The sequence below is a fragment of the Bradyrhizobium sp. 31Argb genome, from assembly GCF_043638955.1.
Lineage (GTDB): Bacteria > Pseudomonadota > Alphaproteobacteria > Rhizobiales > Xanthobacteraceae > Bradyrhizobium.
This window is the reverse complement of sequence record NZ_JBEGDB010000001.1, coordinates 96,957-107,082: the sequence shown is the minus strand read 5'-3', so window position 1 is coordinate 107,082 and position 10,126 is coordinate 96,957. Positions and strand designations below refer to the sequence as shown.

General features: G+C 62.6%; 7 protein-coding genes. 1 reads left to right on the top strand and 6 read right to left on the bottom strand.

All coding sequences use genetic code 11. The annotated features are described in order from the left end of the window. Nucleotides 1-73: 73 nt before the first annotated feature. The 4 genes from AAFX91_RS00540 to AAFX91_RS00525 form a co-directional block, all read right to left on the bottom strand. Nucleotides 74-751 (bottom strand): class I SAM-dependent methyltransferase, encoded by a 678-nt coding sequence (locus AAFX91_RS00540; protein WP_130580909.1) that lies wholly within the window; start codon nt 749-751, stop codon nt 74-76. 249 nt (nt 752-1,000) lie between these two features. Further along, nucleotides 1,001-2,371 carry a sensor histidine kinase gene (locus tag AAFX91_RS00535; protein WP_394565225.1) on the bottom strand — a complete coding sequence of 457 codons (1,371 nt, stop codon included), beginning with the start codon at nt 2,369-2,371 and terminating at the stop codon, nt 1,001-1,003. Beyond that, nucleotides 2,368-3,042 (bottom strand): response regulator transcription factor, encoded by a 675-nt coding sequence (locus AAFX91_RS00530; protein ID WP_394565224.1) that lies wholly within the window; start codon nt 3,040-3,042, stop codon nt 2,368-2,370. The genes AAFX91_RS00535 and AAFX91_RS00530 overlap by 4 nt, the downstream gene beginning before the upstream one ends. 76 nt (nt 3,043-3,118) lie before the next feature. After that, on the bottom strand, nt 3,119-5,926 hold the full coding sequence (locus tag AAFX91_RS00525) for a cation-translocating P-type ATPase (RefSeq protein ID WP_394565223.1): 2,808 nt from the start codon (nt 5,924-5,926) through the stop codon (nt 3,119-3,121). 220 nt (nt 5,927-6,146) lie between these two features. Between AAFX91_RS00525 and AAFX91_RS00520 the strand changes: the two genes are divergently transcribed. Next, complete coding sequence (locus AAFX91_RS00520) at nt 6,147-7,049, top strand: universal stress protein (RefSeq protein ID WP_394565222.1); 903 nt, start codon at nt 6,147-6,149, stop codon at nt 7,047-7,049. 206 nt (nt 7,050-7,255) lie between these two features. Here AAFX91_RS00520 and AAFX91_RS00515 read toward each other — a convergent pair whose 3' ends face one another. Together AAFX91_RS00515 and AAFX91_RS00510 are read right to left on the bottom strand one after the other, a co-directional pair. Then, nucleotides 7,256-8,341, bottom strand: a complete 1,086-nt coding sequence (locus AAFX91_RS00515; protein WP_394565221.1) for a UvrD-helicase domain-containing protein — start codon at nt 8,339-8,341, stop codon at nt 7,256-7,258. Next, complete coding sequence (locus AAFX91_RS00510; protein ID WP_394565220.1) at nt 8,328-9,980, bottom strand: ATP-dependent endonuclease; 1,653 nt, start codon at nt 9,978-9,980, stop codon at nt 8,328-8,330. Before AAFX91_RS00510 ends, AAFX91_RS00515 begins: the two co-directional genes overlap by 14 nt. Between the last annotated feature and the right edge of the window lie 146 nt (nt 9,981-10,126).

Genomic DNA, 10,126 nt, shown 5'->3' with positions numbered 1-10,126 from the left:
ACCGCGCGAAACTACTTCGCCGTCGTCGCCATTGCCGCCACTCTGCTCTGGATAAGGTAACTGTCCACACGGCCTAGCCCGGCTCCAGGACTGTTGGCGTATCCACCAATCGCGGGCGCAGCCCGAAATCGTCGAGCTGCGACTGATCCTCGATCGCGCCGGAACGCAGCGCGGACAAGCGGGACGGCGCGCGCCGCACCAGCCGATAGACGGAAGCCGGCGGCAGATTGCTCATGGTGCGGCCGACCAGCGTGGCCTTCAGCCCGAGCCGATCGAGGATCGGCCGCGGGATCGGCGCCCTCGGTCCATAGGTGAACTGATAGAACGCGCCGTTCGGACGCACATAGCGAAACGCGCCGCTTACGATCGACAGCACCTTGCGCGGCGACATCGTGAGCAACGGCAAGCCGCTCACGACCGCGCCGACCGAGCCGTCGTCAGCAAGCTTCACCGTGCCGAGCCGCGCCGCGTCCATCCACAGCACGCGCGCGCCGGGAAAGCGCAATTGCAGGATCTGGACGAATTCGGATCCGTATTCGACGATGGTGAGATCCTGCTGCCGAATTCCCTTCTGCAATAGCTTGTAGGTGAAGACGCCGGTGCCGGCGCCGAGCTCGATGATCGGGCCGGATGACGGCGTGATCTCGCGGGTGATCAGCTCAGCGAGCGCATTGCCGGATGGGGCGACCGCGCCGACCCGGCGCGGGTTGAACAGCCAGGAGAGAAAAAACGATGTGGCATCGTGAGACATGAGTCCATGACCTTGCAATAATAAGCACAGTGTCCCGGCGCCGCGCCGCAAGCCCCAGATGCGATTCGGATCAAGACGCGCTCACCATCCACGCTTGGCATTGCGAGAGCATTGCGTGTTGTGAGGAGATGATGTGATCACACGAAAGGCGCCGTAGCCCGGGTGGAGCGTCAGGGTAACCCGGGACCGGTCGTCGATATTGATGCAGATGTCCCGGGTTGCGCTTCGCTTCACCCGGGCTACGGATCGTCAGGCCAAAGCGGGGAGCGCGATCGGTGGGAGGGAGATGCGGAAGCAGGCGCCGTGGCCGCTTCGTTCGGTGACGCTCACCTCGCCGCGATGCAGATGGATGATCTCGCGCACGAGGTTGAGGCCGAGGCCCGCGCCGCGGTGCCGCGGCTGCAGGCGGTGGAACGGCTCGAAGATGCGCTCGCGCTCTGAAGCCGGAATGCCGGGGCCCTGATCGCGGACTTCGACCGTCGCCGGCGCGCTCACGGCAACGACGATGGCACCGCGATGACCGCCATGCTGGATCGCATTCTGGACCAGATTGACGACGGCGCGTTCGAGCGCGCCGCGATCGCCCCACACGTCGATGCGCGCGCCCTCATGCTGCAACGAGATCTCATAACCGGCCGCAATCGCGAGCGGCGCGAGATCGGCGATCACCTGTGCGCAGAGACCTGCAAGATCGATGGCGGATGATTGTGCCAGCCGCTGCTCGAGCCGCTGCAGATCGAGCAACTGCTCGGTCAGCGTCGCAAGCCGCGAGACGTCCTCGATCAGGCGCGCCTTCTCGGTGCTTTGCGGCAGGCCTTCCAGGCGCGTGGTGAGGATCGCGATCGGCGTCCGCAATTCGTGAGCGGCGTCGGCGAGGAAGCGTCGATGCCGCTCATAGCCTTCATCGAGCCGTCCCAAGGCGTCATTGACGGCGGTCACCAGCGGCGCGATCTCGGTGGGGACGGCGCCGACCGGCAGCCTGGCGCCGCGCTTGTCGATGTCGATCTCGCCGGCCTGATGCGCGGCTTCGTCGAGGCCTGCGAGCGCGTTGCGCACCACGAGCGGGGTCGCCACCAGCGTCGTCAGCGCCATCAGGGCAAAGCCGGGCAACATCAGCCCGAAGAAAGCCAGCGTGATCTGCAGCAGCGACTGCGCATCCGAGATCCTGATCTCGCTGGTGACGATGATCTGCACCGGGCCTGCTGCGGTCTCGACCACTTTCATCTGCCCGCTGATGTGACGCGAATCGTCACGGGCGCGATCCCAGCTCCGATCGCCATCGACATCGCCGCCGCCGAGACGTCCAAACTCCGGCGGCACGTTGCCCTCGGAGAGCGAATGGCCGGACTTGTCGTGGATCACGAACCACAAATTCCGCGTATCGCCGCGCAGCTCCTTCAGCGCCGGGGTCTCGCGCAGGAAAAGCGTTCCGTCGGTGCTGCGCGCCACCGCGTCGCGCAGCACGTCGATGCCGCGCCCATCATCGCGCCGATACACGCAACCGGACGCCCACAGAGTTGCAATGAGCAAGACAACAAAAGCGACGAGCAGCACCGCATGCAGCGGGATCAATCGGCGGATCAGGCGCGAGCGCAGTGACGCCGTATTCATGGCCGTCATGATGCCGCCCTCAGGAGATAGCCGACGCCGCGGATGCCGTGGATCTCGACGCCGGCGCCGGCCTCGGTGAGCTTGCGGCGCAACCGCGAGACATGCGTGTCCAGCGCATTCGACTGCACCTCTTCGTCGAGCGAATAGACGGCGGCCTCGAGCGAGGAGCGCACGACCGTGCGCCCCATCCGCCGCATCAGGGTCTGCAGCACCAGCAATTCGCGGCGCGGCAATTCCAGGAGGCGGCCGTCGACCTCGGCTTCGCAATGGTTCAGATTGAAGCTCAGTCGCCCGAGCCTGACGATATCGGGCTGCAGGTCGGCGGACCGCCGCCACACCGCGCGCAGCCGCGCCAGCAATTCCTCGGCCGCAAACGGCTTGGCCAGATAATCGTCGGCGCCGGTGTCGAGGCCGGTGACGCGGTCCGACAACTCGCCCCGCGCCGTCAGCACGATGACCGGGGTCGGGATCGCCTTGGCGCGGAGCTTCGGGATCAGGCTGATGCCGTCGCCGTCGGGCAGGTTGCGGTCGAGCAGGATCGCGTCATAGGCTCCCGCCACCATGATTTCCGCGGCGTCCAGCAGCGAGGTCGCCCGGTCGGCCAGCATGTCGTAGCTTTTCAGGACCGCAGACAAGGCCGACGCCATCTCGTCTTCGTCCTCAACCAGAAGTATTCGCACCACCCTGACCCAGGCAATTCAAGTTGACCTGGTTCCATAGAGCAGCTGGATTGCGGCTACATTGCGTGTTTGCCGGTCATCGGGGCGCCAAATGGTGGCTCGAACGGCCGCCGAAGCCCCGCATCGCGAGCTTGCTCAGTTCGCGCAGCCACAGCACCGAGGTTGCGACCGCTGCACAGAACAGCCAGTCGCCGACGCTCAGACTGACGGTCGAGAACGCTTGCTGGAGGAAGGGCGCATAGATCACGAATGCGTGCAGCAGGAGCGAAAGCGTCACCGCCGCCCAGAGCCAGCCATTGGTGAAGAGGCCATGGAATGCGCTGAGCTGGTCGGAACGGGCGTTGAAGACGTTGAAAAGCTGGAACAGCACCAGCGTCGTGAAGGCCATGGTTCGCCCATAGGCGATCGTGCCTGAACCTTCGATCAGGCCGCCCGGAAGCGCGGCGTCCAGCACCAATAGCGTGCCTGATGCCATGATGATCCCGACCAGGAAAATCCCGCCCCACATCTGCAGCGTCATGACGCCCTCATCGCGCGGGCGCGGCGGGCGCTGCATGATCGCGGGGTCCGCCGGGTCGACCGCGACGGCAAGCGCGGGCGCGCCGTCGGTCACCAGATTGATCCAAAGGATCTGCGTCGCCAAGAGCGGAAGCACGACGACACCGCCGGCGGCGGCAAGCCCGATACTGTCCGCCAGCACGACGCCGAAGAACATCGTCAAGACCTCGCCGATATTCGACGACAGCAGATAGCGCAGGAATTTCCGGATATTGGCGAAGATCGCGCGGCCCTCCTCGACCGCGGCGACGATGGTGGCAAAGTTGTCGTCGGCGAGGACCATGTCGGCCGCCTCCTTGGAGACGTCCGTGCCCGTAATTCCCATGGCGACGCCGATGTCGGCGGCCTTCAGCGCCGGCGCATCGTTGACGCCGTCCCCGGTCATCGCCACGGTTTCCCCTGCCCGCTGCAACGCCCGCACGATGCGGAGCTTGTGACTGGGATTGACGCGGGCATAGACCGAGACCTCCTGGACAATGCGGTCGAGTTCTTGCTCCGTCATGGCTTCAAGCTCGGCGCCGGAAACCGCACGCTGGCCTGATGTGATGATGCCGAGTTCGGCGGCGATGATCGCCGCGGTCTTGGGATGATCGCCGGTGATCATGATGGGGCGGATGCCCGCTGCCCGGCTGCGTGCAACCGCATCGCGCGCTTCCTGGCGCGGCGGATCGATCATGCCGATCAGGCCGAGAAAGACGAGATCCTGCTCCACATTCTCGTCGAATGCATCAGGCTGCGACCTTTCCGCGGGCAGCGAGCGGAACGCAATGCCAAGCGTCCGCAACGCTTCCGCAGCCAGCGCATCATTGCTCGCCATGATCTCCGACTTACGCGCGTCGGTGAGCGTGACCGCATCTGGTCCGACGAGTTCGTGGGTGCAGCGCGCGAGCAGGACATCGGGCGCGCCCTTGGTCACCGCGATCAGGCGGTCGCGCCGCTCCGCATCCGTATGCACCGTGCTCATCAATTTGCGTTCGGACGAGAACGGAATCTCGCCGATCCGGGCGAAGCGCTGATCGAGCGCGGCGGGCAGCAGGCCGGCCTTGCAAGCGGCCACGATCAATGCGCCTTCGGTCGGATCGCCCTGCACGATCCAGGCGCCATCGCGTTCCTCCAGTATCGCATTGTTGGCGCGTTCGGCCGCCGTCAGCGTGCGCTCGAGTTCGAACTGCAGCGCGCCGTTGTCCGACGCATCGCCGACCAGATGCACGTCTCCCTCCGGCGCATAGCCGGTGCCGGAGAGATTGGTGCAGCCGCTCGCCGTCACGACCCGGCGCACCGTCATCTCGTTCCTGGTCAAGGTGCCCGTCTTGTCGGATGCGATGACGGTCGCCGAACCGAGCGCTTCCACGGCGGCGAGACGACGGATGATGGCATTCTTCTTCGCCATCCGCTGCATGCCGATCGACAGCACGGCCGTGACCACCGCCGGCAGTCCTTCCGGAACCGCGGCCACCGCCAGCGCCACGCCGAGCAGCAGCACGGCGAAAATCTCGGAGAAGCCGCTGACGTCGCTGACGAGAAAGATCGTGCCGATCATGGCCACTGCAATCAGCACGACGGTGATCGCAAGCACCTTGCCGACGCGCGCGAGCTCGCGCTGCAACGGCGTGGTCTCCTGCGGCGCCTCCCGCAGCATGCCGGCGATCCGGCCCATCTGGGTCCGCATCCCCGTGGCGGTAACCACCGCGCGGCCATGCCCATAGACCGCGGTGGTCCCGCTGAAGATCATGTTGTGCCGGTCGCCCAGCTCGGCCTTGTCAGCCACCGGCGCGACGTGCTTGCTCACCGGCAGGCTTTCGCCGGTGAGCGCGGCCTCCGCCGTCTGCAGCGCGGCTGACTCTATCAGCCGGGCGTCGGCCGGAATGGTGTCGCCTTCCACGATGAGGATGATATCGCCCGGCACCAGCTCTGCCGCCGGGATGTTGCGCCGCTCGCCATCGCGGACTACGTTGGCGTGCGCGGCGGACATCTCACGCAACGCGGCTGCGGCGCGCTCCGCCCGGGCCTCCTGGATGTAGCCCATGAGCGCGTTGAGCAGCACGATGGCAAGGATCGCGATGGCCTCGTAAGGCAGCGCGGTTTCGTGCTCATTCAGCCAGATCGCGATCGAGATCACCGCCGCCGCGATCAACAGGAGCACCAGCACGTCGGTGAACTGATCGAGGAATTTCAGCCATTCGGGACGCGGTGGCGCCGTATCCAATTCGTTTCGGCCATCGCGCGCCAGGCGCTGGGCGGCCTCCGCACTGCTCAGACCGCGCTCGGCATCTGTATGCAGGGCGGCCACCGTCTCCGCCGCCGTCTGCCGGTATGCCTCGTGCATCGTCGGATCGGAGGATTTTCTGTGCATGCTGCAATGATACGTTGCGACGACGTTTCCTGGTACCGGGAACCGCGCCTGCCGGGATGATCCATGTCAATCGACACGACGCGATCGGCGCTGCAGGATGAAGCTGAACGAAATGTCGCAGCCAAGATCGTTGCGGTCTCGCGCCGGAACCCGGACGATCGAAGCCGGCCGCATGGCTGAAAGGTAGCGTCACATGAGCGAAGCAAGCCCGACGAAAGAACCGCCGAGATCAATTCTGCTCGCCACCGATCTCAGCCCCCGCTGCGACCGCGCGCTCGATCGCGCCGTGCTGCTGTCGCAGTCGTGGCAGGCAAAGCTGGTGATCCTGCACGTTCTCGAAAAACTTCAGGATGCGGATTTCGATCCGACCGTTCCATCCTGGCGACGCCCTCCCGATCCCGTCAGCGTGGCGGCAAAGCAATTGCTGGCCGATATCGGCCCGCTGGCGAAGATGGCCGATATCGTGATCGATGAAGGCGACCCGGCCGAGGCGATCGTGCGCACCGCCGAAAAGAAAGGATGCGATCTCATCATCACCGGCGTTGCAAGGGATGAGCCGTTCGGGCGACTTTTCCTTGGCACGACGGTCGACCGCCTGCTTCGCAGTTCGCACACACCGATCCTGATCGCGAAGAAGAGAGGACAGCGGGCTTACGGCTGCATCGCCGCAGCGATCGACTTTTCAGCTTCATCGCGCCATGCGCTCGAGGCCGCGGTCCGCTGCTTCCCCGACCAAACGCTCATGATATTCCACGCCTACGAGATGCCGATGAGTGGGTTGGCCCACGATTCCGCTGCCTATCGACGGCAATGTCAGCAGGCTGTCGAGCTGGACTACAAAGCCTTCCTGACGACAGTGACATGCGGCGAGACGATCAGGCAGCGCGCGCAGTCGTTCATCGAATTCGGGACGCCGGATGAAGTGCTGCGCCGCGGCGTGCGCGACATGGACATCGACGTTGTCGTGCTCGGCACCGAGGGGCGCGGCGCGCTCTCCGAAATGCTGATCGGAAGCATCGGCAAACATCTCATGGCCGAATTGCCATGCGACGTCCTGATGGTCAGGGAACCGCCCGCCGCACCAACAGCCGCCTGATCCGCTGTTTGCCGCAACAGGTAGCGGTCAGGTCGGCTCCTGCGCGAGATAGACAATGCTGCCCCCATTCCCCACCGGCATGACGAAGGCAGGCCCGGGCCCCGGTCGGGTACCGCTGCTATCGGGCCAACCGAGGTAAATCTCTGCGATGGTCGCGCAAAGTCGAGGCAGAAGCCGACGGCTATGATCAGCGCAAAGTATCTGCCTCAACTCTCATTCGGCCGATACACTGGGATGCGCTTCACTTGGAATCCATCGGGCACGACAAAGGCAACGCTTTGCCGCGCCCGTGTAATCGCCACGTAAAGCTTCGGTATCTCGGCTCCCGCATCAGCGATATCGCCGGTTTTTAGAAATTTGCTCAGCGGCCCATGCGGATAGATAAGCGTCCGATCAAAGGTCATACCCTTCGCATTGCCGAAATTGATCGGTACCCCCGGGATGCCTGTGTGGGTCCGGTTGTACCTAAGGGTCTGAGGCGCGAAGCGTGCGAAGTACGATTCAACATGACTTGCCTCAACCGCAAACACTCCGTCATGACCAGTGACCTCGTCGTTGCGCGACGTCGTCTTTGGAAATAACGGATAGAACTGATCGGCGAGATCGCAGATCGCCTGCACGCAGCGATGGCTTTCCGTCTGGTATTCCATCGCGCAAAGTCCGAGTTTCTGCCACTCCGAGAATTTGTCGACGATCTTCGCCCGCGCAAATTTCTTGTTCTTTCGCGAGTCGTTCGTTGAATAGGTCGCCTGCCTGTGGTCGCCAACGAGCACGACCTCAGTCTCGGATTTCAGGAGCAACTCGACCAGATCTAGATCGAATCCCTGAAGGTCCTGGCTTTCATCGATGTACAGACGATCAAATATCCGTTCGAAGCGCCGGATCGGAAGTCCGTCCGTGCGCTTGATTGCCTCACAGGCAAACTTCGATACCTTGTCGAGATAGATGACACCTTCCCGTGAAAAATAGTGCCGGCGGATGTCGTTTGCCGTCGTATACCGCGCGGATTGGCCGCGAACAAAGTTTATGTGCGATACCCGGGGCACATAGAGGTGATTTTGATACGGCCGCACGAAATGTCGCAGCAGAAAGGCATACCAGGTGCTGATGGTGATCTTGGGCGGAATCGCTCGCGCGTGTGCGTAAGCCGCTCTTGTCAATTCTCCAGCACCATTGATCGTATAGGTAATCAGCGCCGAGCGTCGCGCGGAGTCGTCACAGGCATCCCTAACGATCCTAGTGGTCTTCCCCGATCCCGCGCAGGCCAGCACGATCTGATTAGGCGATGGCATCTCTGATGTATCCGGGGATGTCGATCGCCTCTGTGCTATCGAACAGCCTTAGGGCCGTGTCGGCCTTGTGAGCCGTCATGTAATCGGTCAGCTCACCTTCGTTGGTAAACTTCTTTCCGAGAATGCGATTGAGCTTTTCTAGGCCGTTCGCCTTGACGAGTTGCGGCTCCAGGGTCGGCAGGGAATCGTCCTGGCCGATATGAATTCCGATGGTTTTCTCCGCTGCATACGGCGCATATGACGCCGCCTTCGCCACGGATTTTCCGTCGTTATCGCCGATAACCCGCACCTCAAGCTTGAGCAGCTTGGCGATGTCGAGAAACCGCTTGAACGCCAGCGAATTGACCGAAATCACCTCAACACCAGCCTCGATCGGCAACCGCCCGTAGGTCTGAAGATAGGCCTTCTGGACAACGAGCTCGTCGGAGGGACCTTCGACGAGCAGAGTCTTGTCCGCCAAGATCATGCGCAGGGTGTCGTACCCAGGCAACTTTCGGAAATACGCCTCCGTCGTCTTCGGCAGGTCGTTCAAGCGAACGGAATTCTTGCCGTTGAACATCAGCGTGTTGTCGATGCCGAGCTTGTTCAGGACGAAACTGCTGTGGGTGGTGATGATGATCTGCCGCCCGTTCGACTTCTCGATGATCTTGTTGATGAGGCGATTGAGATTAGTATGCGAGAGGTGGTTCTCCGGCTCCTCCATGAGGAAGATGTCGCACTTTTCGGATGCCTCCATCGCCAACTTCACCTTGACGGCGTTCTGCTCCCCCTTCCCTACTAGGGTCAGCGGGATGCGGTCGAGGTGTGGAAGGACGCTGGATTCCCAGCTTGCCTTCGATGTCATGTCCATCGCAACCGACAGGGTCTTGTCGGAGACGATGCCGGTCTTGGAAGCCAAATCCTTGTTGATGGCGGCAATTTTCTCATCACTGACGAACTCGTCGCGCATCTTGCGGTATGACAGCGCCAGATCGACGGCCTGCGCCTTGTCGAGATAGTCCTTGACGATCTCAAGGACGTAGCGATTGGCGGCGTTCGTGTTCGAGATGGAGCTGGGATCGATCAGAATCGATTTGAGCGGGATCGCGCGCGCCTGGAGCGGGTGGCCTGCGAAGCTCTGCCAGACGATTTCGTAGTATTCAACCGGGACGCTATTGAGGGCGTCAGGATCGGCAATGTATTCGCGATACTCTTCCTTGAAATTCTCGTCGAGCCGGATGGTGAGGCTGATGCCGGGCTGGTCCATCATAAGGCTGTTGATCGAGCCCTGAAGGTCGGCGAACGCTTTGTCTTCCTTCAAATAGAGCTCGATTAAGATTTCTGGCGGAGGCTGCGGTTTTTTGGCCCGGTGACCGGCGACGAACTCGGCCACTGTGTCAGCGTTGAAAAGAAACGGATGCAGCTCATAGGCGGCCGGCCGACGGCCCAACTGGCACTTGAGCGCCAGATTGATCGCCTCAAGCAATGTCGACTTCCCGGTCTCGTTGTTGCCTACGATGATATTGGTACCAGTACCGAATGTGACTTCCACGCCGCGCAAGGCCCGGTAATTACGTACTACAACTCGCTCGATCGACACGAATCGCCTCTCCCCGTGCAACCCACAGTGGCGTTCATGACGAAAGGTTTCAAGCGTCATCCCGTTCAACGCGTAATGCTGCGGGTTTTCCGCTTGGCCTACGGAGAGTTCGCGCGGCGCTCTTCAGGATCGCTACGTTGGAGTATCCAAGAGAACTCCCCAAGCCAGCCCACGACCATGTCGGGAATCTACACACCTAGCCCGTC

Bases quoted from the DNA above. Each gene is read 5' to 3' on its own strand.
- AAFX91_RS00515 (WP_394565221.1), bottom strand. From the start codon at position 8,341: ATGCCATCGCCTAATCAGATCGTGCTGGCCTGCGCGGGATCGGGGAAG.
- AAFX91_RS00540 (WP_130580909.1), bottom strand. From the start codon at position 751: ATGTCTCACGATGCCACATCGTTTTTTCTCTCCTGGCTGTTCAACCCG.
- AAFX91_RS00525 (WP_394565223.1), bottom strand. From the start codon at position 5,926: ATGCACGAGGCATACCGGCAGACGGCGGCGGAGACGGTGGCCGCCCTG.
- AAFX91_RS00510 (WP_394565220.1), bottom strand. From the start codon at position 9,980: ATGACGCTTGAAACCTTTCGTCATGAACGCCACTGTGGGTTGCACGGG.
- AAFX91_RS00535 (WP_394565225.1), bottom strand. From the start codon at position 2,371: ATGACGGCCATGAATACGGCGTCACTGCGCTCGCGCCTGATCCGCCGA.
- AAFX91_RS00520 (WP_394565222.1), top strand. From the start codon at position 6,147: ATGAGCGAAGCAAGCCCGACGAAAGAACCGCCGAGATCAATTCTGCTC.